Genomic DNA, 22,849 nt, shown 5'->3' on the forward strand with positions numbered 1-22,849 from the left:
ATGGATTGGGGCGTGTCGTATGCGATAGCGGCAGCGGTCGAGATAATCACCGACCCGGCTAGCCGGGTTTTTGCGTCCGTCACTGGCTGGGACTACCCCATGAGCCGCACCGAAATATGGGAGGCGCGTGGCTGGGAGCGGGTGATGAACGCGCTCCTGGGCGAAAAAGAAGACCCGATTTTATTTGAGTGGCCGTGGCCGAAAAATAGCGCGGATCAGGCAGAACGCGCCTTAATCGCGGGTATGGATCCGGAAGAAAAAACCTGGTTCGAGGACACGCTGAAAACGTTTTCAGCAATACCAGATTAGACAACAAAAAACTAAATAAGGGGGCTGTTTTGGCGGGTTTCGCTTCGACTGCATGGATCACGATAGCTCCCTCTTTTAAGGGTATGCGCGCCGGGGTTGCGCGTGAATCGGTTCGGGCTGGTAAACAGTTCGGCGGGGCTTTTAATAAAACCTTTTCCGCTGCAACTAAGGGCTTAGGTAAGAACTCTTTTAAGGCGCTGGAAAAGTCCGCGAAAGTCACCTCCAACGCTTTAAAGCAAGCGAAAGCGGATCAGGCGGCAGCATCCCTAAAGCTTACGGTCGCGGAAAACAGGGTTGCGGATGCGGCGGGGCGTGTCAAGGTTGCGCAGGCACAGTATGCGGCGGCGGTTCAAAAGTTTGGGGCTGATTCCCCGCAAGCTATAGCGGCGTCGGAGCGGCTTGCTAAGGCTCAACGCGATCATGATGTCGCTACTCAAAAGGCGGCGGCGGCACAAAAGGTTTACGATGCGGCGCTAACTAAGACTGCTGAGGCTTCCAAGCTCGCAGAGGCGGCACAAAAGAAGTTAGCCGCGTCTACTAGCCTAGCTGGCGGGGTGTTTAAGACTGCGGCGGCTAAAGCGTCTCAGGTGGGCGGGGCGTTCAAGACCGCTTGGGCTGGAAACAGCGAGGCGGCGTCTAAGTCGTTTAGTCAGGTTTCGGGGTCGCTCGGCGGATTCGTAAATAACGCACTGGCAAAAGCCGGGGGGCTTGGAAAAGGTTTCGGGAAAGCCGCGACTATCACCTCGCAGGCGTGGTCTAAAGTTTTCCAAAATGCGCCCCGCTGGATACAGCCATTCACGGGATCAATCGGCAAGGCTTTGAGTGTCTCGGCTAGTGCCGCGACTAAAACCGGGGGACTATGGGCGGGCGCTTTCGGAAAGCTAGGCGGGCTCGCGGATAGCGTCTTCGGGAAAATCGGGGGGTTAGCCACTAAAGCATTTAGCCTAGTTGCTCCCGGGATTAGTAAAGCGGGGGCGGCATTCGGGCGGCTCTCTGCTATGGCAGCCCCGGCAGTGTCCAGCATTAAAAGTTCTTTCTCTAGTCTTGCCCCTCATTTCCAGGCAGTGGGCGGGCGGATTCACGGGGCTATGTCGGCGTCTTTTTCTAAGATGCGCGCCGCTGGGTCTAAAGCATTCGCCGGTCTGAAATCGGTCGCAGCCTCGGCGGGGCTTGCTATCGCCGCCGTCGGTGCTGTAGCGCTTAAAAAAGGTTGGTCTAGGGCTACTGGTATTGAATCCGCGCGCGCCTCCCTCAAGGGGCTGGGATTCGATGCTCAGCAGACCGAGGGCATGATGAACGCCGCCCTTAAATCGGTAAAGGGGACGGCTTTCGGGCTTAATGATGCGGCACAGGCTGCGGGTAAGCTCGGCGCGTCCATTCGAGATACCGAAAAGATGGAACGCTCCCTAAAGAATATTGCGGCGTCGGCTCAGATTTCAGGTAAAGACTTCGGGCATATCTCGACTATTTGGGCAAAAATGGCTGGCCAGGCCAAAGTTACCGCTGCTGATTTGACCCAGCTTTCTAAAAATGGTGTTCCTGCCGCGTCGCTTTTGGCGCGGTCTATGGGGGTCACTGAGCAAGCTGTCCGCGAAATGGCATCCAATGGGCAATTGGACTTCGAAAAGTTCGATAATGCTATGCAGTCGGTGCTAGGCAAGGCGGCGGTTGAAGCTGCCGATACCTCGACCGGTGCGATGAAAAACTTCGGGGCGGCACTAGGGCGGCTAGGTGCGTCTGCTATCGCCCCGATGCTACCCGGCCTCAAAGAACTGCTAAAACACCTAATTGATGTTGCTGATGCTGTAACCGAGAAATTACAGCCGGTCTTTGAGAAAATCGGGCAAAAGTTTGAGGCATTCGGTAAAGGCGGACTATCGGGGATCACGTCCACGCTAGGCAAGTTCGCGCCGCTAATCGGTGCCGCTGTCGGGGCATTCGCGCCGCTCTTAGCAAAGATTCCGCTAGTTGGTGTCGCTTTCAAAGGATTGACCGGGCCAATCGGGTTAGCTATCGGGATTATCGGGAAGATTATCCAGTCCTCCCCGGCTTTGCAGTCCGCGCTTGGGGGGCTTTTCTCAAGTATAGGCGGGATGGGTGACGGCCTTAAAGGTGTGTTTTCCCTGATAGGGTCGTTAATGGCGAAACTTGAACCGGTATTTAAGACGATCGGGGACACTTTAGCGGGGGTAGTAAATCAAATCACCCCGATAGTGTCTAGCCTTGTCCCTATTTTCGGGCAGGTTTTTGCCGCGCTAGGTGGCGCGTTGCAAAGTATCATGCCCGCGCTAGGAAACCTGGTTAGCGCGTTAGTGTCTGGGCTTGCCCCTATCCTCCCAATGATTGGGGGGATGTTGCAGCTTGTAGCGGCGCAGCTTGCGGGGGCGCTTGGTGGCGCTTTAGCAATATTATTGCCGGTATTGTCGCAGGTAGTGTCCGCGTTGATAGACGCGCTCGCACCAATCCTGCCGCAGATCGGGGCGGTGTTGCAGGCGGTGACGCAAGTGGTTTTCTCGCTAGTCTCCGCTATCGCCCCGCTCTTGCCCATGCTCGCTGAGATTATCGGGCAAGTCCTCGCTGCGATTGTCCCGGCACTGCCTAGTATTGGTGAGCTTATAGGGCTACTAGCTGGGACGATAGCGACCCTAGTGACCGCGCTTGCCCCGATTGTAGAGATTATTGGGAATATTCTTGCCGCTGTCATGCCGCTAATCTCCGCTGTCCTATCCGTGCTAGCCCCGATACTATCCGCTATAGCCTCAACCATCGCGACCGTCCTAAACGTTGCGTTAGCGCTGGTAGTGCCGCTAATAACCGGGATTATCCAGGTCGGGATGGGGCTAGTCAACTTCTTAACCGGTGCGCTTTCCGGGGCAATACAATTTATTGCCGGGATTTTCTCGACCGTTTTCGGGGGTATCGCGTCCCTAGTCTCGGGCGTGTGGTCTGGGATTATGGCTGTGATTTCGTCTGTGATGGGCGGGATCGGGCGGACGATTAACGGCGGGTTGCGGACAATCCAGAATATTTGCTCCTCAATATGGGGGACGGTTAAGGGGATTTTCTCGGGCGCGTGGAGCGCGCTTCGCTCTATCGTGACTGGCGGGGTCGGCGCGGTATTATCTACAATCCGCTCTATACCGTCAAAGATTCGCAGCGCTTTTTCTAGTGCAGGGTCGCTACTGTCCGGGGTGGGTCGCAAAATCATTCAGGGCTTGATCAATGGGATTAAGTCGATGTTTTCCAGCGTGAAAAATATTCTCGGTAATCTGACCTCGAAGCTCACAAGCTGGAAGGGGCCGGAATCTGTAGATAAACGGCTTTTGCGTCCTCAAGGCCGCTGGATTATTGAGGGCTTCGATAAGGGTCTGCAGGATCGGGTAGCGAATGTGAAAGCCACCCTAACCGGGCTAACGTCTGACCTGCCGGGGATGATTGCTGAACCGGATTACAGTCAAGCTAACCGCGTAACCGGGTCAGGCACGGGCGTGGCTAGTGGAAGCTCTGGCGCTCCGGTCACGATTAACAACACTCTCCGCTCTGATGATCCGGTCAAAATGATGTCGATGTTGTCCCGCCGCTTACTGGCTGTCCCTGAAACCGCTAATGCTCTTGGAGGTGCTTATGCCTAGCATAGACAAGCCTTTGCAGGCTGAGCCGGTCACGCGGTGGCAAGAAACCGCCGCTAAGCTAGGGGGGCTGACTTTCGGGGTACGCGATAGCGACGGCATATTTTGGGTGCTCAATGGAGCACCTAAAATCTATGATGTGACCCTAGAGGGAGAAACCGGGGCGCGGGCTTGGCGGGATGGTGACTGGATAGGTCGCACCTGGATACGTGCCACTCGCATGAGCCTTAATGTCGGGGTCAGGGTGCCACCTAATCGCCCCGGGCTGGTCAATGTCGCGGTGGATAAGATTAAAAACGCTTTACCGCTCCGCGACCCCGATATTTTGCGGATACGGGATTACCGGGATTACCCGCTCGGCTGGCAAGTCAGGTGCGAGGATAAAATCCAGGTGAAAAAACACCGGGTCGGGGCGTCTCTTGAGATTCCGCTAGTGGCGGCGTCGCCTTTCGCTCACCCCGTGGATTGGGACACGGGCGCGACCGTCTGGGATGTGTACGAAACCGGGCTACCTAAGAAGAGTGGCGGACTGCGTATCCCGTTTACGGTGCCATTTATTATCAAGTCGGCTGTGGTGGCGGGTGAACTGAGGTTTATAGTGGGCGGCTCAGCGCGTCCCTTGTCGCAGATTATTATTAGCGGCCCCGTGAAGAATCCGGTTATTCGTGATGCTGTCGCGGGGTGGCGTGTCGCTGTGAACCTGGACATTCAAGAGGGTGAGCGTCTCGTGATTGACCCGGGGTCTAGAACGGTGGAGCTTAACGGGGCTTCCCGGCGCGGCGCTATTTCGGGGGGTTTCCCGGTCATCGATGTCGGGGAGCATTTAATCACGTGGTCGGCTGATGGCTACACGCCGGAAGCGCGGTTGAAGATTCGGGTCGCGGAATCCTACCTATAAGGAGAAAAATTATTATGGCTGAGGCAAATAAAGATCTTTTGATTCCCTGGGCGCTCGATGCCGGGACGGACAACGCGCCGGAATATACCGGCAGGGATTTGCGGGATCTTTTCGCTGTGTTTTTTGAGCCTAAATCAGACACGGAGCCTTTCCAGGCCGCGCCGGGTATCCTGCGAGGCTGTACCGTGTCCGCGTCCTCGACTGAGGTTAATGTGCAGCCGGGGCATTGCATAGTGACCACCGCCGGCGGGTCGTACCTGACCGGGGTCAAGAACCCGGTTACGCTGCCTTTGTCTGCGCCTAATGCGACTTTTTCCCGCATAGACCTGGTCGCTCTCATGATCGAGGAGACCGCGGATAAGGGACGGGGCGCTAAAATCCGAGTTATCGAGGGTACCCCGGCTAGCTATCCCAGCACCCCCGCTACCCCCGCCGGGGCGCTAGTTTTAGCCACTGTCCGGGTGCCTACCTCTGGATCCCCACGCGTAACCCCAGGGATAGAGGCCTCCCTAGCAGGGGCATCAAAAAAAGAGGACGAGCAGGTTACTAACTACCCATTTGCTCCGACGGTGGAGTATGGGCAGGTGCAAGGCACGACCCTACCGGGTGGAGCCGTCCTAATCACTGTAAATGTCACAATGAGCGGTTACGGGAACGACATAGCGACCGGGATGTCAGGGCTTACGCCCTGGCACGGGCCTTTAGGGGATGGCGAAAATATTTGGTGGTGTCAGCTATATAGAAACGGCCTCTCGGTGCTGGGTGATACCCCGCCACAAGGTACTGAACTTATGGGGTCTTTTGTTGTGAAACGGCAGGACTAGAAAATAATGTTTTTTTTGGCGTGTGATATACAGACCGGGCAGATACATGCCGAACTGCCGCTCGCGTCTGGCGATTCTTTTGAGCGGGCGATGCAAACAATCTCGACCGCTAACTTTTCCCTACCGGTCTATGACCCGGCATGCCCACGGGACTGGGAGGCGTTGACTGCGCCATGGCGCTTCTGGATTGTAGCGGTGCTTGATGATGGAACGATTGCTTGGGGTGGGATTATTACCGGGCGAAGCCGGTCTGCCACTAGCGGGGTGGTGTCGATCTCGTGCTCATCCCCGGAGGACTATCTAGACCGCCGCTACACGCCCGCAAAAAGGTTCGACCAGTGGGATCAGTCCGATATCGCGGCGTGGCTGGTACGCCAGGCTATCCCGGACGGAATACCATTCTTGATTGACGCCCCTAAGAGCGGCACTAAAAGGGATCGGGAATATAATGACGACGACGCAGCGACGCTTTATAAACGGCTTTCGGATTTGTCGGGGGTGATTGGCGGCCCCGAATGGCACATTAGTATCGAGTGGCAAGACCGGCAAAAGCAATCGGCGATTATCCCGGTCTTTAAATGCGGAACGCCCCGGATAGGTATAGCTACGGATTCCCCGCAGGCGGTTTTTGAGCTACCCGGCGGGCTAATCGAGGCAACACTCGAGGAGCGTTTTGGAGAGTCGGAGTATGCGACGCACGTCATGGCGGCGGGTGGCGGTGAGGGCGAAGATCGCCCCTTATCGTCTCCGATGATTGACGCGGCACGCGAGAACGCTGGCTACCCTAGGGTTGAGGTGCGGAAAACTTTCGACTCTGTCACCCTAAAACCGACCCTAGACACGCACGCTAAAGGCTTACTGGCGGCACTGTCGGGTGGCGTGCAGGTTTTCACGCTCACGCAAAAACTGGATGAATATCCCCGGCTCGGTGTGGATTGGCATATGGGTGACGATGTGCGGCTAGTGATTGATACGGACACGCTCAAGATCGACCGGAAAATCAGGGTTGTGGGTTGGTCGCTAGACCCCGCAAAAGAGCTAGTAAAGCCGTATGTTGCACAGATTGGGGGCTAAACGTTGCTTGGTGATGGCGCGCCGTTGCCGGTGACGGCGGAAACCCCGGCACGGATATTACGGACGATAGAAAAAGAGAATAGCTACGGCGGGCGGCGGTTATCGTCTGCCACGATTTCTAAGGGCGGGGTGACGGTACGCGGCAAAGGCGTCCTCGAAGTCCTAGACGGCGGCTCCCTCGAGATCGTGACCGGGAACCTTATCCTCGCCGCGGGGATGATAAAAGCCGACATGCTAAAAGACCACCTATTCCCCGAAGTATTCACAGCACCTAGACGCACCCTAACCACCCTAAACGGGGCTACTCGGGAACGTTGGTCTACCCCTCAAACCTTGATAACCGCGACCGCCCCGCCCTGGGCGAAAGCCGGGATTATTTTCGCTGTCGTCTCAGAAATGCTAGTCGTAGATAACCGCGACTACGCGCCGCGCTTCACCGCTGCACTTGCGACCCACGCGGAAGGCAACCGGGGAGCTCAAAGAAATTTCGACACTAACGACCCCGGGATCACTTTTATAAATATGAAGTTTTTCGGGCAATCAATGAATGGGCATTTCGTGACAGTCCCAGAAAGCCGCGCCGTAAAAATCGGGTACACACACCAGGTGGATAATGCGCCGCATATCGTGTTGTCTCGCTCATGGGTAGAAATGCAAGCATTAGCAATCTGGATTTAAACACTAGGGGGGCGTTTTGGGGATTCCTTTACCGTCTGGGATAGACGCCGCGCAACGTAGGTTTCGAGAGATTCAGGCAGCTGTAGATAATACGGGGACACGTACCCTAGAAGCGGCAACTATTAGCCAGGGGAATCTACGGGTTAGGCATGGCGGAAATATTGTTATTGGTGATGGGGGTTCGCTGCGTATCACCGGCGGCGACCTGATTCTTGGGCAAGGCAAAATCCAGGGTGACGCGCTCGCCGAACAATTCACCGCTAAAACTATCTCTTTAGGGTCTGAAAATAATTCTGGGAAGAATCCGGGGGCAGCTTGGGCGTGGGTTAATGATGCTTTAGTGTCGTGCCCGGCGTGGGCTCAGAAAACTTTTATTATCGCGTCCTGGTATGTGCAGCAGACGCGGAGCTCCGCTTTTGATGATACGAACTTCGGGGCGTTTGCCCGGATGCGGTGCGGCGCGCAGTATTCCAGCGATGTGCTTTTGAACTACGAACAGAGACTAGATGATGGGGCTTATTTTCAGTATGCGGCAACAGGTTTCAGCATTTTTGAGCTGCCCGGCAATACTGATTTTCGGCTTGGTGTAGAGGGACGGGCTACGCGGGCAGTTTACAAGATGATCGGTACTGTAAACGCACTTTGCCTTTTCACTAGAAACAACTCATAACACGATTTTAGGGAGGTTATATTATGGCTAGTAAACCTTTAGCGCATGTGGAAACTGAGACGCGGGAGCCTTTTATTATTATCGACGGCAAAAAATATCCGCTATCCGGGGCGATCAAGCCGCCAAAGTTTAGCTTTAGCGCTAATTATTCGAATAATTTTAACGGCACAATAAAGATTCCCGCGCCATATCGCGCACCTGAGGGATTTACATTTCAAGTATTTTGTCTAGTGAGTACGGGTTTTACTCACATATCTACATGTGTCTATAACCGGGATGCTGGCACTATCGATGCTCGTATCTATCAGGGCGGATCAAACCAAACAGTGGCGCTTGATCTTATCGGGTGGCGGCTCGTGTCCCTGTCCGAAAACCCGAACCGTCTCCAATAGAAAGGCTTAAAATGACTACCCCCCCCCCCGCTGATTCACGCCATGGCAACTAACTCTAAATATGAGGTCGAAAAGACCTGGCAGCTTATAGAAGCGTCCGATGGTTTTAAGGGCTTGCGGATTGAAAAGCGCGGCGGCATGTATCGTATCCCCGGGTCTTGCCTCATCAATTTTGATATGCAAAAGATAGGAGCCAGGATTGTTGCATCTTTGCCTCCTGGGGTGTCTATCCCAAGAGAGGGCGTAGCCACTACCGGTCTAGCGATATTCAAAAATGGTGTCCGGCACGTATACCAGATGCTCGTGAATTATTTAGGGCAGATTGTGATTATGACTAATTCTGGTGGGATCGCGAACTTTTATTTTTCAGACCTGATCTGGTTTGAAGACGAATGTAAATAACCTGGCTCTCAGTTCTTGCCCCGGCTTTGTTCGGGGCTTTTTTCATACCCAAAACAAGGAGAAAACAAATGCCAGAAAACCTAGACCCCTGCGCGAATTGCGAGGGCTGCGAGGAAAGCGCAGAACTACTCGAGCCGTCCCCGCTACCCGTAGACGACGAAGAAAACGCGGCAGACCTACCCCAAGACCCCGACAGCGTGGCAAACCTTGACCAAGAGGAGGCCGAATAATCATGGCTACCGCAAGTGATGTTTTACGTGTCGCCCGCTCTCAGCTCGGCTATACCGCCACCTCGACTAGCGGCAAGTTCTGCGACTGGTACGGGATGCGCGGTTATTGGTGCGCAATGTTTGTGTCATGGGTCGCTGCTCAAGCCGGGGCAACCGCGATCATTCCCCGCCACTCATACACCCCCACCGGGGCGCAATGGTTCAAAAACCGAGGCAGGTGGCATTCTGGGACGCGCGGCCTCACCCCCGGCGACATCGTGTATTTCGATTTTGGTTTAGGCCGTATCTCGCATGTAGGGATTTTTGAGGGCTGGAACCGTGGCCGCGTGGTGACGATTGATGGGAATACCGGCTCTAGCGGTGGGCGCTCAGGTGGCAGGGTTTTACGCCGCGCCCGCGCCCCCCGCTATATCGTCGGGTATGGTCGCCCCGCATACAGTAGCGGCAGCACCTCCCGGCCTGCTGCTAGTGGTCTTGCCGTGGATGGCTGGGCTGGCAGAGCTACTATACGCCGCGCCCAGCAACTCGCGCGATCCCCTCAAGATGGTTATATATCGGGGCAATGGAAAGGCAACCGCAAGGCTCATTGGGCGGTCACGGTCATGCGGTACGGGCGGGGAGGGTCAACCCTCGTGCGCCGTATCCAAGCCGCCGTAGGGGTCAAGCAGGATGGACACTGGGGCGCGGCTACCTCTAGGGCTATGCAACGCCGCCTCGGCGTCACGCAAGACGGTTATTTCGGTAATGCGTCCGCGAAAGCCTGGCAGCGTCGCCTGAATGCCGGAAAACTAATTTAACGATTTTTTGGAGGCTAAAAAGATGAATAACCACTACACCTACACCGACACCCCGCGCCTCGCTGAATGGCTAACCCCCACAGTGCGGGCGTGGGCTTACTCGGTCGTAATTGCAATAATCGCAATCCTAGGCGGCTACGGGATAATCACTGATACCCTAGCCCCGCTCTGGGTCGCACTCGCAGCGGCACTACTAGGCCAAGGCGCGGCATTGGCACACACGCCTAAAAGAATTGTTGAGCCTGATAGCGGGGATTCTTACGCTCCGGCTCATCGCCTAGACCCAGAAGCCTAGACGAAAAACCATTATCAGGCTTGCCCCGTCCCTTTTTCCTGCAAGAGGGGCGGGGCGCTTTTCCCATATATGGAGGAAAACACTTTGCACCAGATTTTTACCGCCCCGGAAGTCATCGCCGCCCTAACCGCCCTCATCGTCGGTGTCCTCACCTACGTGCTCGCTAAAATCAAAAAAGCCACCGAAGACACCCGCCGCCAAGTCACCAATACCCACAAGACCAACCTGCGGGATGATATCGACGCTAATAAACGGATCATGCTACTGGGACAAAATGACACGCGCGCCGGGCTAGGGCAAATCTTAGGAGAACTCGAAGATTTTAAACGCGTGAGGGATCAGCAGGCAGCAGAATCGCGGGAGCGCGCCGCTTTTATCCGCCGCGATATTTACCAGCTGAGAGAATCAGTAGAAAACCTCACCACTAGGATGCAGGACGCAGAGCAAAACGCAGACCGCGACCACCGCGAAATCTGGGACGCCATACACACACGCACACAAAGCCCGCGGCAAGACGATTAATCAGCTAGCCAATCACTCAACCTGTGGGAAGCATTCCGACGAATAGCGGCATGCGCCCTGTCATAATAAGCCACCATCGACATATCAGCATGCCCCGTCGAGGCCATGACGTCCCGATATGGCACCCCGGCATCTAGTGAGAGGGTCACGAATGTCGCGCGGAGCTGATGCGGTCTTACAGGCGTATCTAGCCCGCAAATCTCACTCATTTGATTGCATAGCGTATAGACCCGCGACGGGGTGAGGACACGACCACGGTCTAAAAGAATCCGCCCGTGCTTGCGTTTCCCAATACAGTCGCCAAGAACTTCGACGGTGGCGGCGGGGAGGGTTACGGTATCCATGACCCCCATTTTTCGGTTCGGTAGGGTGAGCGCGGTCATGTGGTCTATCGTGGATAGGTGCTCGATCCGCGTCGCTAAAGTCTCACCCAGCCGCAAACCATTTAGCAAAAGCAGGTGGATTAGCCCGTTTGTGGGTTTCCCCATCTCGATCGACGCGGCAAGAATCCGCTTTGCTTCTTCCCGCGTATACCATTTGAGGCGTGAGCGGCGCGGCCTGGAATAGCGCCTAACGTATGCCCCGTGATCCGTTTGGGTTAGCCCCTCTTGGAATGCCCATCTATAGAATCCACAGATAGGGACTAGATAGCCGCTTACGGTGCTTTTTGATAGCCCGCTTTTTCTTTTCGCCGCTGCGTATTGCTCGATAAAAACCCTGTTCACGTCCAGCATGTGAATACGGGCGTTGATGCACCAGCCGAGAAAATCCAGCATAATCCGGTAATATCTTTCAAGCGTTTTACCCGTGTAAGGCGCTAAAAACTCAGAGATTAGAACCGTCTCGTCTAGCGTCTCCACACAAAAACCGTCTCCGACGATTTCAGGGGCGCGCCCTCCGGTCCTTTCAGATACGGGGCGACATACACGGGGCGGCGCTGCCCCAGTTTCTCCCCGCAGGCTTGATTTCTCCAATGCCCGCGCACCATGAAACGCACCGAAAGACCCCATTTCTTTTCTCCCTCGCTTAGTTCTTCTGTGGGTAATCGCGCCACATTTTCCCGTAAAGCCACCAGGTTTACCCCGGTAGTTATATCGCCGGGACCGGGAGGGACATACCGCCTCCGTCTAGGTGTCGAATCGTGCCGGGTAATTTGCCCGATACGGGGCTGAGTAGCCAGCAGGAAAGTTGCGGTTAGGTACGCTTCGAGGTCTTTTTTCAGCTGCCCAATGTACAGATAAGCGGTAAAAGGCATATAGCAAAGGTCTTCCGCGCCGGGGGGATCATAGATTAGAGTTCCTACTTCTACCCCGCGCGCCGTCACCTCCCAGGTAACCCCGTGGATCGGGGTATCGCGCTGTTCATCCCAGTATTTCGAGGTGAGAAGCACGCCAGACACTAGCGGGGTGCCTTCCCATACTAGGATGCCTTTCGGGGCAGGGATAGCCTCTAAAAGACGGGTATTTTCTGGGAGGGTCTTGGCCGCATCCCATGCTAGGCGCGCCATATCGGGACGCACCCACCATAAAGTAGTATCGACCGGATTGAACGGCCGCACTGTTTTGGCCATGACCTGGTCAGAGGGGTCAAAAGTTGCGACCTCGCGTGCATAATCTGCCGGGGAAAAGTCGTCGAATTGTTTTTGTAGCGTATCGCGTAGGCGCGGCATTTTCGACGCCGTGAGCTTTTTCGTCATGCTAACCGCCTAGTGGTATAGGGGGAACTTGTCGACAATTTCGACAAGTTGAAGGGGATATGAGTTTCCCCCCGCCGGGGTGGCGGGGGGTATCTTATTTAGATTTCGTTAGCTGCTACGATTTCCCAGAACTCGTCTGCGTCGACTTTCTGGTAGTAGCGCCCTCTTTCGTCTACGTCGCTGATTGCGTCTGCGATTGCGTCTATATCGTACTCATCGCGGGTGGTGACCCCGTTTTCAATGGCGGGAAGAATGGCGTAGTCGATGAGGTCTTTTTTAGTGGTGAAGAATTCCATTTTATTTTCCTTTCAATCCAAGCGAACCATTTCGCTTTCTTTTGATTACATTTATAGTATACCAAAACAACTATAAACTAACAAACTCCTAACCTGTAATCTACATCACAGTTAGGGTTAGTGTTATCGCCTATCGTGCACCACTCGCTGCACAGTAGTAGCAGATACGCCAATAGCTTTAGCGATTGCGTATGCCGATACGCCGCGATCTGCAACCTCACGCCAAACCTTATTGCGCGCCGCGATAGCGTCATCCGCCGCTTTTTTCGCGTCCTCAGCCTGCTGATGCGCCGCGCCCGCTTTTGCTAGTAAATCTTGCTCAATACTCACTTTTCCTCACCTCTGCACCGCTTCCCAATATTCTTTGCTGCCTGGATGCTCAACATAAAATTTACCGTTTTCATCTTTTAGGATCAGCCGCTGAGCGATTCCGTCAATATCTAAATCTTTATAGTCCTCATCGTAATAATCCGGGTAGTTCTCGATCAGCTCTTCGATTTCGTGTTTTTTCGCGTCCTTGAAAGTGTCGTAACGGTTGGAGCTGCGATCATATTTAGGCATTAGCTCATCGAGTGCATCCGCGCGTTTTTCGTAATAATACCCGCAGCACGCGTTATAACCGAGACCCTCCTCCAGGACTCCGTCAATATCAAATTCGCTTTCTAAAAACTCACCAAACTCCAGAGACGATACTAAACCGTCGTATGCCTCGCTAGAGCTGTCGTAAATCCACCCGAAAGAGCTTCCCCAATCGTTTACGCGTTCCTCGTCCCGGCTTGCCCAAATAGCGTAGCGCTCAAGATTTCTTAGGAGTTCCTCAGGGGCAGAAACATTTTCGAGTTCATATCGGATTTCCCAGATGATCTCGTCGCATTTTAACTGCTGCCTGGATTCGCCAAAAGCTACTAGATTGTCTTTTAGCCAGTCGCACAGGTCACAGTAAACCTCATCCGCAATACCATCAGGGAATGTGGCGTTAAGGGCTTTATCGAAGCGGGTAAAAATAGTTGTGATTGCGTCGCTGATAGCTGTGTCCTCGTCGCTGTCACCATCGGCAAGTTCACTAGTCAACTCTTTTTCTTGCACGCCAGCCCCGTTAGAGTATCCAGGGTTTCCTTCATTAGTCGTAGGCCAGATATCCTCGGCGTCTTCGGCTTTATCGGTTAGAGTCTCTGCTAAAAATTGCTTGTTCATTTCTAATCCTTTCAATCCAAGCGAACTATTTTCGCTTTCTTTTGATTACACCTTTATTGTATCATAGCCAACCGCCAACACCTAACCTATATAATATAATCTGCGTCACATCTACTAGAGTTGGTAGTATAAGCACATGACACCAGCACAATTTCGCGTCTACAGACAAGCCCTAGGACTATCAAACCGGGCATGCGCCGACGAGCTACATGTTAATCTGCGATCCGTCCAACTATGGCAAAAACCAGACGCAAGCGTCCCGCCCTTTGCTGCTGCCTGGCTAACCAAAAAATGGGAAATTATGCTAAAACGCGTAGAGACCGCCTTAGATGTGTCCGATCTGGATATAGTAGGAACCCCCGTAAAACTCACGCTCTCGCGTACTCCCTCGCAGCTAGAAGCGAGCGGGCTTAAAGACCTGTCCCCGGTAGAGGCCGCCGCAATGGCAGGCATATTAGCCGTATCTTGCGAGCTGGCAGGTAGAGATGTGCAGATTGAGTACGCGTAAGAATAACCCACCTACCCGGCTTAACCTCTGATATTATTAAAGTGCCTAGGCATTAATCACCGCCAAAGAGCCGGCGACCCTAGCCGATACGGCTTGCAATCGCTGACTATCCCAATAATCGGGGTGCGGATACACACTAAAACTAAAGCCCCGCTGACCCATAAAGGCCGGCGGGGCTGTTTTCCTATATAGTACTGTAATAGTACAAACTACCTATTTACCTGCGTTTGCGCAGTTAGTGACGGGGATGGCGTTTATTCCCCCTACCTCCGCCATTAGATAATCTTTGAACAGCAATAATGCAACTATCGAGTTTGCAATTATCATTTCATGTAATATCTCTGCGGCATCACATGAGCTGTTTTGAATGCTGCCAGTGGCGAATCAGTGAGGTTTTTCGTCGCTTCACCATTTAACCCAGCACCGAACGTTGAAGGAACTCCCACTTAGCTGGGATAATCGTCCATACTAACTAAGTTGTTTCACTCTCGTTCGGCTATAATAACCCTAGTTAATCAACCTTGGTTTTATTGTTGGTTTAACTTTAAGAACATCGTCTAGCCTCAGCGTGTCATCGAACCATAGCAAGGCTTCCGGATCTACCCACCGCATCAAGCATCTTGCCTCTGCGATATCCCGGGCGATATTGCGCCGGAAAATTGGTTCCAGGTGAGCGGCACGATTCCTAAGGAAATTCATATTTCCTAGCAATCTGGCTGTTTCTCGCTGGCGTTTGCGCAGGTCTGAATCCCCAAAAGAGAATGCCTTGTGAAGTGCGGGAACCCATATTGATGCGTGATACCTGCGGCTTGTCAGAAATCGCCAAAAACCAAAGGACAGTTCGGCCACGATTTTATCGTGATTAGGCGTTGAACCGTTGCGTTCTATACGAGCGCGAGCTTTATCCACGTCTTCTCTAGCCCGAGAATCGAGAGCAGGGAGAGCGAACCAGTCATCATATCCGTGCCTCGTCGCATTCCAGGCAGTCAGGGTGCGGTCGATTGAGTTGCGCACCACCACCTCAACCATCGCAGTAGCACTTAGCATCGCCCCAGCCAGTTGAGTATTCCAGGCATAAAGCTCAAATGCAGTGTCAAGGACACCATCGGTAGCTGCGAGATATGTGCTCAAACGCTTCTCAGAAAGAAGACCGACCATAATAGTTCGATCCCATTCCTTGTTGTGCACCTGTGACACCCCTGCTCCCTGTGGTAAACTCAATATCGAAGACCCCGGAACGATCCCCAGCCTAGGCTGAATCGCCGGGGTTATGTATACCTCCTATTTTACGGATTAGTACTCGAATATAGGGCTAAATACCCGAAAACTCACCTTGATGCAGCATACTCACTTCAGGGCAATCTGAAGCTGTTCAAAAATAGGGCTAATGCCCGAAAGTTAACCTCACCATTACAGGATCTGGTGAGGAATGCGAATGCTAATATCCCGCAGTATTCTGTGGGATATTAGCATTCGGTCTTCTAAAACTGAAACGCCAGGAAAGAATGTGCTCAAGAAGATCAGTACGGAATAACCATCCCCCTACGCACCGCCCCATGATTTCCTCAAAGTTTTCTGCTCCCAACAGACAACTAGCTTCAGTAGCGAAATCATAGAAAAAGTGGATCGCAGCATTCCTCGGCGACTTATTTCTCTGGTGAACTAGCCGTAACCAGTTATCCTTAACCACGGCCAAGTAAAATCACCTTTATACGCATTGGAACGAGGAGGCTCAATCAGCATGGGCAGTTTAGTAATCGCAGTAGATTCCTCTACCACCAGTACCAAGGCGATAATTGTCGACAGTGCCGGATCGGTACTTTCACAGGCGAAGGTAGAATTTGCAATGTCCACCCCAAGAGTGGACTTTTATGAACAAGACCCTCGCGACTGGTGGAAGAGTACCAATGAGGCGGTAGGGCAGGCAGTTGCGCAGCTTAGCGACACTGATCGTAGTCGCATCGAATTTCTCTGCGCTACCATTCAGCGCCAATCATTCGCTTTGGTGGATTCAGAAGGAGTCCCTCTTCGTCCCGGGATTTTATGGCTCGATGGCAGAGCCGCGGAGCAAGTTAAAAAGATTGGTAGCCGGCGAGTACATGAACTTTCAGGGTTCCAACCCGATACCACTCCCTCGATATACAAGATCGCCTGGTTAAAAGAACATGAACCCGAAAAACTAGCTGCTGCCCACAAGATAGTAGGGGTGCACGGCTATCTAACTCATGCCTTGACCGGTCAATGGGTGGATTCGGTGGCAACTGCTGATTCCTTGGGATTCCTGGATTCCGCGAAGTTGGATTACTCGCCGGAACTGCTCGATCTAATCGGAATCAAACGTGACCAGCTAGCCGATCTGGTTCCCGCAGCCTCGATAATCGCCCCGATCAAGAAATCGGTGCTAGCGGATTGGGGAATCAAACAGTCAATTGAACTGGTAGCTGCCTGCGGAGACGGGCAAGCGGCAGCATTGGGAGCCGGGGCTACCGGAATGGAAGAAGCCTACCTAAATATGGGGACTGCCCTGGTAGCCGGGGTGCATTCACCCCGCTACCAAATAGCCGACGTGTTCCGTACCGATGTGGCAGGTATTCCCGGCCAATATGTGCTGGAAATCGTGCAAAACTCTGGTGCCCACTTGGCGGGTTGGTTCCGTAGCGAACTGGGCAATCCGGCACTTGCGGGGCGCCCCGATCCCGAACTAGAAAAAGCGGCCGCCCAGGTGGCGACTGGATGTGGCGGGCTGGTGACCATGCCCTATTGGAATGCAGTCCAGTCACCTTTCTGGGATCCGATTGCCCACGGCGCCATCATCGGGCTGGCAGGAGCCTATGGGAGAGCGGAAATCTACCGCTCAATTCTGGAAGGTATTTCATTGACCATGGCTACCAATTTGCACACCCTTGCCGACACTACCGGAGTGCCTTTGCAATCGGTGCGAGTAATGGGAGGCGGGCAGCGCTCTCCCCTATGGCGCGCGATTATGACGGACTGTATCGGACTTCCCCTCACCAGCTGCGAAACCGAAGAAATCTCGGCTATGGGCGCCGCGGTGATGGCGATGGCACAAACTGCTGCTTACGCTTCCGTAGAAGAGGCCGCAAAAGGGATGGCTGCCTTGGGAGACACCTCGGAACCGAACCTTAAGAACCATGAAATCTATCTGGAACTAGCGGAGCTGCAAAACCAGGCATATCCGGCCTTGAAACCGATTATGGATAAGCAGTATCAGTTCTCTCTACGTCACCCCTTGCACTAGGTAATAGGACGTGATGCGAGAAAAGCAATAAATTTGGGTCGCCCCTTTTGAGGGGCGACCCAAAACTGTTATTTAGTTATTCTTAATGGTTAATGCTGTTTACGGTTGCGAACCAAGACTGCGCCCGCGCCAACGGCTAGTAACCCTAGCGCCAGCGCCGGAATCCCCGCGGAACCAGTCTTGGGGACTTTCTGCCACACGGTGTTACCTTTGTTGCGTTTACCTGGTCATTGAATTCCATCTATGGTGCGAATAGTTTGTGCTAGCCACTGTCTCGCATCGGAAAGTGAGGACAGCATGTCCGTAGCTTCATTGACCTGAGTCTCAGCGCGCGCTTCCAGGTATGCACTTTCCCAACCACTCATATCCCGCAAAGGTAGAGGTGGCCAGGCTTGCGCTTTTCTCCATGAAAAAGTTCGTACACATAATTGCTTAAGTTCCGCCAAGTCCAGCTGCATGCGCCACAGCACCTGCAGATCTACCAAATCATGGGCTCTGGAATATGTCAGATCAGTAACTGCATGAAGCTTCTGCGCAAACTGAGCTTCAGGAGAAATCAAACTTACAGGCCTCAACTCCCCAAAGCCGAAACGGGCATTAAAATCATATAAATCACTATCTATGCGAGTACCCTCATACGTACTCGTCTCAATCTCTTGAGCTGACACTTCCACCTTGAGCGCAGACCACTGCTTCCCAAGAAATTTCAATGAAACCCGGTACGGTTGCACCAAATACTGAGGGAGCTTCACCCCAGGGTCGTGAATTGGTAAAGCAACCAAAGCCCCCGTGAAAGCTGTTCGGGGCGCACTGTTTGGATTATTGTGTAGCTGTGCTTTTGATGGTGGGACGAAACCCCAGCCTTTCATCAACTTAACGCGCAGCGCTTCTTCGAATCTGCGGGTTTGCTCAGAGATAAAAACATCAAGATCCGAGGTCGCGCGAGTTCCAGGCTCGCCCGCGCGCAGCTTCATGCCCATACCACCTTTTATTACTGTGAACTCTGGAAGCATCTGGGATACAACCAAGGTAGACAGCATTAACCGGGAGCGCGCAACCGTAATCCCCCGAGCAGCGGACACTTCTTGCAGGCGTTGCTCAAGTTGAGCAATGTTTTTGGGAGGAACGACCCCGCTCATACAGCACTTCCTTAGCCTTGAGTTCCTTTGCGGTAACAAAATCTTTACGGTAGCACTCGTGCACTAAGGCCAGCCATTTTTCATTTGGTAGTTGGGGAAAAACATCTGTCAGTGCCTCATTAACCGAGGTGGATGGCAGATTGCAGTACTCAGTAATATCTGTTTCCACAATGTCAACGCGATCGGTAAGCTGCATCCATTGCGGTAACTTTCTACGTACCCGTCTACGGGTAGCAACCCGGATCGAACGCGGATTAAAATCCCCCAGTTCCAAAAGAGAAAAGACCGCATCTCCCCATAAAAACCCGCCTTTACCAGCTAGCGCCACCGCTATGGCGAACTGGGTAAAACGCGTGAGCGGCACCCCATGATGTACGTATACCCCGTTACCATAGCTACGCAGCGTGCCTCTATAAGCTAATTTTCGTACCTCAACAGCAGGTACACCGACAGAAATCGCCTCCGAAACGGTTAATACCCCGTGGCTATAAGCCGCAACCTCCCATAAATCGTGCGCGTAGGTCAAAACATTCACCCCCTCCTTCTTTGTCAATACCGTACCACTATTAGTACGGTATTGACAGATAAAAATTATTCCCCCCCCCGTTCCTACTTGCCACCCCTGCGCTAGGTCGGGTGGCGGGTTATGGTTGAGGGTAATAACCTTCTCGCTTACAAGGAGCAGCAATGACCCAGGTAAAAGCCTACGCAATGGATTCGGCCACTTCGGATTTCCATCCCGTAACCTTAGAGCGGCGCGAACCAGGACCAACCGAAATCTATTTCGAGATCAAATATGCCGGGGTCTGCCACTCCGATATTCACACCGGGCGCGCGGAGTGGGGAGAGGTAATCTACCCCCTCACCCCCGGTCATGAAATCGCCGGAATCGTCACCAAAATTGGCTCGAAAGTAACCAAGTTTGCCGTTGGTGATCGGGTAGGGGTCGGCTGTTTCGTGGACTCGTGCGGCAAATGCGAGGCTTGCCAAGCGGGAACTGAACAATTCTGTAATGGCGAGGGCGGGACTATCTGGACTTATAACTGTATAGGGCGCGACGGCGTCCCCACAGCCGGCGGTTATTCCACCGGGATCACCGTGGAGCAAGACTATGTTTGCCGAATCCCGGACGCGATTCCTCTGGAAAAAGCCGCCCCCATTATGTGTGCCGGGGTGACCTTATATTCCCCGCTTAAACGCCTCGGGGCAGGCCCGGGCAAGAAAGTCGCCATCGTGGGCATGGGAGGGCTCGGCCATATGGGGGTGCAGATTACCGCCGCCCTGGGAGCCGAAACCCACGTCATTTCCCGCACTCGCGCCAAGGAAGAGGACGCGAAACGCTTTGGGGCAGTTGCACTGCACCCCACTTCTGAGGACGGGACTTGGGAAAGTATGCGCTCCCAGTTTGACCTGGTGGTATCGACTCTGTCTGACGGTGTGGAAATCGATCAATTGCTAGATTGTGTAAAACCCGAAGGGATCGTAGGGATTGTGGGGCTACCAGAGAACCGCCAATCCTTCGCCATGGGTAACTTGGTGGGCAGGCAAAAGATGCTTGCCGGCTCCAATATCGGTGGCATCGCCCTCACCCAGGAAGTGCTAGATTTTTGTGCCGAGAAAAATATCGGTCCCCAAGTGGAGATCATTTCTGGCGATCAAATCAATCAGGCCTGGGATAACGTGGTAGCCGCTAAGGTGCGCTACCGCTACGTGATCGACACCGCCACCTTCTAGAGCGGGCAGTTGCGTTGGTTTTCGATGCCGATGCCTCGATACTACTTGATGCTCGCGCGAAACTGCCTGATGAAAACAAGTACGCTTAGCGATAAACTCTTCAGAATCTGAAGCCTAATCAGTACAAACCACCAGGATAATAAACAGTACGCTCTAAGGAGCGCTCAGCTTTACCCAGATTTCTTACTCTCAGCTTTCACTCACCGTGATGGCAATAATGCCGTTACCCTTCCTACCCCGTGGAGAAAGGGTAACGGCATTATCAAGCTGGCTGGCAAGGAACCGAATAATATGCCCTCGTAGTTTTGATGCTGCGTGCGCTAATCTAATGCGACTGCGCATATACACTGTTCATGCCAACCAAACTGAGCCTAGGATAACGGTGGACTAACGGAGGTTTAGCTCTTCAGCCGTAGCATAGGAAGTTTGCGTACCCCGCTTAGTTACTGCATCGCCCGCATAGATATTAGCCTTGCGAATCGACTCAGCAATGTCCCCAGTCTGCGTCCAACAATGGCTAAAGCAACCAATGAAAGCGTCACCTGCCCCGGTAGTGTCAACTGCCCTGTCAGAGGTTCCTTCAATTAACTGTTCTCCGGCTTCACTAATCCACAAGGCGCCCCGTGAACCCAAAGTGACAATCACATTCGGAATTCCCGAGTGAGTAAGCACTTGTCCTGCAGCACGTATATCTTCTTCGGATTCTACCGGCATCCCAGTTAGTAAAGATAGTTCACTCTCATTTGGCACGATGAACTCCACGTTTTTTACCTGCTCTAACGATAGTGAGGGATCGGCTGGAGCTGGGTTCAACAGAATCGGAATACCTAATTCATTGCCTAATCGTATAGTCGCATATACCGTTTCTAGCGGAATTTCCAGCTGCATCACGATCAGTTTACATTCGGCAATTTGCGCCTTGGCACGTTCCACATCACCGGGAGTTAACAATGCGTTTGCTCCCTTGACAATTATGATTGAGTTACGGGATTGGGGATCCACAAAAATTGGGGCGACCCCCGAGGTAGCATCCGTACGCATAACAAATTTGGTGTCGATACCGTTCTCAGCAAAGTTTCTTATGGTGTTGTCTGCAAACATATCGTTGCCTACCCTGGTGACCATCAAAACTTCCGAGCCCATCCGAGAAGCTGCTATGGCCTGGTTCGCACCCTTACCGCCACAACCCATTCGAAAATCTGGAGCCTCTACGGTCTCGCCTTCATGGGGCATTCGATTGATATAGGAGATTAAATCGACCATATTCGAGCCAACTACTGCAATATCCATTTCTAGTTCTCCTTAATGCCGGTAGTTACTTGGAAAGTGCGAGCTTCCCCAGGGGCAAGTTCAATTAACGTTCCAGCTTTACGAGCCGCTTCGCGCCCTTCTGGACGTGATGTCCCGGGAAGCGCAAACGCAGCAACTTTTTGATCTTCGTTATGCAATATCCACCGCGTTATCACTGGGAAACTCTCGGTACTAAAACGGGTTTCAAATACCGTTCCGTCCTGGCAGGTCATTTCTAAAATTGCTTCTTCGGTCAGTTTGTCTACTCCATCAGCGAAATACACAATCTCCGGATCGAACTCTTCAGCCCCTTCCAAGGAATTAGCGTCCCGATTACCGGCTTTTATATCTGCGTTCAACTTCAACCATTTTTCAGTTGGTTTAACATGCGCCGGCACAGATTCACGCAATTTGAACGCATCTGCAGGCAAGTTTTGGGTAATTTTTCCGCTTGGTACGAACGCGTAGTTCATATGGCACATATATTGCAGAGGCATAGAGGCGTACTTAGACATGTTTTGCACCCGTAGCTCAATATCGAACATGGATGAATTCTGGTGCAAAGTCACCGAGGGATTGGCTACATAGTGATCACCAAAACCCTTCAAGTACTCGCGGCAAGAAACTACGCGAATGGCATTGTTTGAAACAATCAATTTCGCCGAGTCCATGGGAGCGCATGCAAATTCACCATGCAACGGATGGTTATCCCCTTCGCCGGGGCAACCAGCGGCAAGCAGCCCCGAATGGAAAGCAAAGCAGCCGTAGGTGTCCTCAATCAAGGTCGCCGGTTTAGGCTCTGAAAACATGTTTTCCATGCGAAGGCTGTGACCGCAAAACTCTGCGTCCCAGATAATTTGCCCCATGAAGGGTAGAACCTCAACATATCCGAGCGAGTTACGGATAGTTAGTGAAGCAACTCCGGATGAGTAAGTTTTCGTGGTTACCGACCACTGCTCTGAATGCAGTATTTCCGTCTCTAACTGCGTAAATAGGGATCTTGGTAAATTCAT

Annotated in this window: 27 protein-coding genes; 16 read left to right on the plus strand and 11 right to left on the minus strand. The window is 53.0% G+C overall.

The annotated features are described in order from the left end of the window. Positions 1–12: 12 nt before the first annotated feature. From ACZ5BI_RS07135 to ACZ5BI_RS07195, 13 genes are all read left to right on the plus strand, one after another. Positions 13–309 carry a hypothetical protein gene (locus tag ACZ5BI_RS07135; protein ID WP_464896007.1) on the plus strand — a complete coding sequence of 99 codons (297 nt, stop codon included), beginning with the start codon at positions 13–15 and terminating at the stop codon, positions 307–309. 29 nt (positions 310–338) lie between these two features. Next, entirely contained in the window at positions 339–3,941 is a 3,603-nt protein-coding gene (locus ACZ5BI_RS07140) for a phage tail protein (RefSeq protein WP_464896008.1), read from the plus strand. Beyond that, positions 3,934–4,836 (plus strand): phage distal tail protein, encoded by a 903-nt coding sequence (locus ACZ5BI_RS07145; protein ID WP_464896009.1) that lies wholly within the window; start codon positions 3,934–3,936, stop codon positions 4,834–4,836. Before ACZ5BI_RS07140 ends, ACZ5BI_RS07145 begins: the two co-directional genes overlap by 8 nt. Positions 4,837–4,850: 14 nt before the next feature. After that, positions 4,851–5,660, plus strand: a complete 810-nt coding sequence (locus ACZ5BI_RS07150; RefSeq protein WP_464896010.1) for a hypothetical protein — start codon at positions 4,851–4,853, stop codon at positions 5,658–5,660. A gap of 15 nt (positions 5,661–5,675) precedes the next feature. Next, positions 5,676–6,734, plus strand: a complete 1,059-nt coding sequence (locus ACZ5BI_RS07155; RefSeq protein WP_464896011.1) for a hypothetical protein — start codon at positions 5,676–5,678, stop codon at positions 6,732–6,734. 3 nt (positions 6,735–6,737) lie between these two features. Continuing rightward, positions 6,738–7,412: a hypothetical protein gene (locus ACZ5BI_RS07160; protein WP_464896012.1), complete on the plus strand. Its 675-nt coding sequence runs from the start codon at positions 6,738–6,740 to the stop codon at positions 7,410–7,412. Positions 7,413–7,428: 16 nt separating this feature from the next. Beyond that, positions 7,429–8,082, plus strand: a complete 654-nt coding sequence (locus ACZ5BI_RS07165; RefSeq protein ID WP_464896013.1) for a hypothetical protein — start codon at positions 7,429–7,431, stop codon at positions 8,080–8,082. Between the two features lie 230 nt (positions 8,083–8,312). Beyond that, positions 8,313–8,474 (plus strand): hypothetical protein, encoded by a 162-nt coding sequence (locus ACZ5BI_RS07170; RefSeq protein ID WP_464896014.1) that lies wholly within the window; start codon positions 8,313–8,315, stop codon positions 8,472–8,474. A gap of 42 nt (positions 8,475–8,516) precedes the next feature. Next, positions 8,517–8,876, plus strand: a complete 360-nt coding sequence (locus ACZ5BI_RS07175) for a hypothetical protein (protein WP_464896015.1) — start codon at positions 8,517–8,519, stop codon at positions 8,874–8,876. Positions 8,877–8,944: 68 nt separating this feature from the next. After that, positions 8,945–9,106 (plus strand): hypothetical protein, encoded by a 162-nt coding sequence (locus ACZ5BI_RS07180; RefSeq protein ID WP_464896016.1) that lies wholly within the window; start codon positions 8,945–8,947, stop codon positions 9,104–9,106. A 2-nt stretch (positions 9,107–9,108) separates the two neighbouring features. Next, a complete protein-coding gene (locus tag ACZ5BI_RS07185) occupies positions 9,109–9,903 on the plus strand; it encodes a CHAP domain-containing protein (protein WP_464896017.1) in 795 nt (264 codons plus the stop codon). Positions 9,904–9,925: 22 nt separating this feature from the next. Then, positions 9,926–10,198 carry a phage holin gene (locus ACZ5BI_RS07190; RefSeq protein ID WP_464896018.1) on the plus strand — a complete coding sequence of 91 codons (273 nt, stop codon included), beginning with the start codon at positions 9,926–9,928 and terminating at the stop codon, positions 10,196–10,198. Positions 10,199–10,282: 84 nt separating this feature from the next. After that, positions 10,283–10,720 carry a hypothetical protein gene (locus ACZ5BI_RS07195; protein WP_316689135.1) on the plus strand — a complete coding sequence of 146 codons (438 nt, stop codon included), beginning with the start codon at positions 10,283–10,285 and terminating at the stop codon, positions 10,718–10,720. Here ACZ5BI_RS07195 and ACZ5BI_RS07200 read toward each other — a convergent pair. The 5 genes from ACZ5BI_RS07200 to ACZ5BI_RS07220 all read right to left on the minus strand — a co-directional run bounded on the left by ACZ5BI_RS07200 (position 10,717) and on the right by ACZ5BI_RS07220 (position 13,906). After that, positions 10,717–11,580 (minus strand): tyrosine-type recombinase/integrase, encoded by an 864-nt coding sequence (locus tag ACZ5BI_RS07200; protein ID WP_464896019.1) that lies wholly within the window; start codon positions 11,578–11,580, stop codon positions 10,717–10,719. The genes ACZ5BI_RS07195 and ACZ5BI_RS07200 overlap by 4 nt on opposite strands. Beyond that, on the minus strand, positions 11,568–12,416 hold the full coding sequence (locus ACZ5BI_RS07205) for a hypothetical protein (protein ID WP_464896020.1): 849 nt from the start codon (positions 12,414–12,416) through the stop codon (positions 11,568–11,570). The genes ACZ5BI_RS07200 and ACZ5BI_RS07205 overlap by 13 nt, the downstream gene beginning before the upstream one ends. A gap of 98 nt (positions 12,417–12,514) precedes the next feature. Then, complete coding sequence (locus tag ACZ5BI_RS07210; protein ID WP_024058229.1) at positions 12,515–12,712, minus strand: hypothetical protein; 198 nt, start codon at positions 12,710–12,712, stop codon at positions 12,515–12,517. A gap of 123 nt (positions 12,713–12,835) precedes the next feature. Beyond that, on the minus strand, positions 12,836–13,042 hold the full coding sequence (locus ACZ5BI_RS07215) for a hypothetical protein (RefSeq protein ID WP_464896021.1): 207 nt from the start codon (positions 13,040–13,042) through the stop codon (positions 12,836–12,838). Between the two features lie 6 nt (positions 13,043–13,048). Next, positions 13,049–13,906, minus strand: coding sequence for a hypothetical protein (locus tag ACZ5BI_RS07220; RefSeq protein WP_464896022.1), 858 nt, complete (start codon positions 13,904–13,906; stop codon positions 13,049–13,051). 136 nt (positions 13,907–14,042) lie between these two features. Here ACZ5BI_RS07220 and ACZ5BI_RS07225 point away from each other — a divergent pair, with 136 nt between their 5' ends. Continuing rightward, positions 14,043–14,414, plus strand: coding sequence for a helix-turn-helix domain-containing protein (locus ACZ5BI_RS07225; protein WP_464896023.1), 372 nt, complete (start codon positions 14,043–14,045; stop codon positions 14,412–14,414). A 507-nt stretch (positions 14,415–14,921) separates the two neighbouring features. Here ACZ5BI_RS07225 and ACZ5BI_RS07230 read toward each other — a convergent pair. Beyond that, positions 14,922–15,545: a hypothetical protein gene (locus ACZ5BI_RS07230; protein ID WP_464896024.1), complete on the minus strand. Its 624-nt coding sequence runs from the start codon at positions 15,543–15,545 to the stop codon at positions 14,922–14,924. A gap of 610 nt (positions 15,546–16,155) precedes the next feature. On the opposite strand from ACZ5BI_RS07230, the gene ACZ5BI_RS07235 reads away from it, so the two are divergent. Further along, positions 16,156–17,673 (plus strand): xylulokinase, encoded by a 1,518-nt coding sequence (locus ACZ5BI_RS07235; protein WP_278606354.1) that lies wholly within the window; start codon positions 16,156–16,158, stop codon positions 17,671–17,673. Between the two features lie 89 nt (positions 17,674–17,762). Here ACZ5BI_RS07235 and ACZ5BI_RS07240 read toward each other — a convergent pair whose 3' ends face one another. From ACZ5BI_RS07240 to ACZ5BI_RS07250, 3 genes are read right to left on the minus strand one after another with little or no spacing between them, the layout of a single operon-like run. After that, positions 17,763–17,873 (minus strand): LPXTG cell wall anchor domain-containing protein, encoded by a 111-nt coding sequence (locus tag ACZ5BI_RS07240; protein ID WP_278609032.1) that lies wholly within the window; start codon positions 17,871–17,873, stop codon positions 17,763–17,765. Positions 17,874–17,900: 27 nt separating this feature from the next. Next, positions 17,901–18,812 carry a nucleotidyl transferase AbiEii/AbiGii toxin family protein gene (locus ACZ5BI_RS07245; RefSeq protein WP_278609033.1) on the minus strand — a complete coding sequence of 304 codons (912 nt, stop codon included), beginning with the start codon at positions 18,810–18,812 and terminating at the stop codon, positions 17,901–17,903. Continuing rightward, the gene (locus ACZ5BI_RS07250) at positions 18,772–19,347 is read right to left on the minus strand and encodes a hypothetical protein (RefSeq protein WP_464896025.1); all 576 of its coding nucleotides are present in this window, start codon (positions 19,345–19,347) and stop codon (positions 18,772–18,774) included. Before ACZ5BI_RS07250 ends, ACZ5BI_RS07245 begins: the two co-directional genes overlap by 41 nt. A 152-nt stretch (positions 19,348–19,499) precedes the next feature. On the opposite strand from ACZ5BI_RS07250, the gene ACZ5BI_RS07255 reads away from it, so the two are divergent. Then, positions 19,500–20,546 carry an NAD(P)-dependent alcohol dehydrogenase gene (locus ACZ5BI_RS07255; protein WP_316087035.1) on the plus strand — a complete coding sequence of 349 codons (1,047 nt, stop codon included), beginning with the start codon at positions 19,500–19,502 and terminating at the stop codon, positions 20,544–20,546. Between the two features lie 387 nt (positions 20,547–20,933). Here the strand turns inward: ACZ5BI_RS07255 and rbsK are convergent, their stop codons facing one another. Further along, on the minus strand, positions 20,934–21,836 hold the full coding sequence (gene rbsK, locus ACZ5BI_RS07260; RefSeq protein ID WP_024058220.1) for a ribokinase: 903 nt from the start codon (positions 21,834–21,836) through the stop codon (positions 20,934–20,936). A 2-nt stretch (positions 21,837–21,838) separates the two neighbouring features. After that, the gene (locus ACZ5BI_RS07265; protein ID WP_316086104.1) at positions 21,839–22,849 is read right to left on the minus strand and encodes an aldose 1-epimerase family protein; all 1,011 of its coding nucleotides are present in this window, start codon (positions 22,847–22,849) and stop codon (positions 21,839–21,841) included.

It is taken from the genome of Varibaculum sp. GTC20041 (genome assembly GCF_055387755.1).

Bases quoted from the DNA above. Each gene is read 5' to 3' on its own strand.
- ACZ5BI_RS07145 (WP_464896009.1), top strand. From the start codon at position 3,934: ATGCCTAGCATAGACAAGCCTTTGCAGGCTGAGCCGGTCACGCGGTGG.
- ACZ5BI_RS07150 (WP_464896010.1), top strand. From the start codon at position 4,851: ATGGCTGAGGCAAATAAAGATCTTTTGATTCCCTGGGCGCTCGATGCC.
- ACZ5BI_RS07175 (WP_464896015.1), top strand. From the start codon at position 8,517: ATGGCAACTAACTCTAAATATGAGGTCGAAAAGACCTGGCAGCTTATA.
- ACZ5BI_RS07180 (WP_464896016.1), top strand. From the start codon at position 8,945: ATGCCAGAAAACCTAGACCCCTGCGCGAATTGCGAGGGCTGCGAGGAA.
- ACZ5BI_RS07185 (WP_464896017.1), top strand. From the start codon at position 9,109: ATGGCTACCGCAAGTGATGTTTTACGTGTCGCCCGCTCTCAGCTCGGC.
- ACZ5BI_RS07190 (WP_464896018.1), top strand. From the start codon at position 9,926: ATGAATAACCACTACACCTACACCGACACCCCGCGCCTCGCTGAATGG.
- ACZ5BI_RS07205 (WP_464896020.1), bottom strand. From the start codon at position 12,416: ATGACGAAAAAGCTCACGGCGTCGAAAATGCCGCGCCTACGCGATACG.
- ACZ5BI_RS07210 (WP_024058229.1), bottom strand. From the start codon at position 12,712: ATGGAATTCTTCACCACTAAAAAAGACCTCATCGACTACGCCATTCTT.
- ACZ5BI_RS07220 (WP_464896022.1), bottom strand. From the start codon at position 13,906: ATGAACAAGCAATTTTTAGCAGAGACTCTAACCGATAAAGCCGAAGAC.
- ACZ5BI_RS07225 (WP_464896023.1), top strand. From the start codon at position 14,043: ATGACACCAGCACAATTTCGCGTCTACAGACAAGCCCTAGGACTATCA.
- ACZ5BI_RS07235 (WP_278606354.1), top strand. From the start codon at position 16,156: ATGGGCAGTTTAGTAATCGCAGTAGATTCCTCTACCACCAGTACCAAG.
- ACZ5BI_RS07245 (WP_278609033.1), bottom strand. From the start codon at position 18,812: ATGAGCGGGGTCGTTCCTCCCAAAAACATTGCTCAACTTGAGCAACGC.
- ACZ5BI_RS07255 (WP_316087035.1), top strand. From the start codon at position 19,500: ATGACCCAGGTAAAAGCCTACGCAATGGATTCGGCCACTTCGGATTTC.
- rbsK (WP_024058220.1), bottom strand. From the start codon at position 21,836: ATGGATATTGCAGTAGTTGGCTCGAATATGGTCGATTTAATCTCCTAT.
- ACZ5BI_RS07265 (WP_316086104.1), bottom strand. From the start codon at position 22,849: ATGAATTTACCAAGATCCCTATTTACGCAGTTAGAGACGGAAATACTG.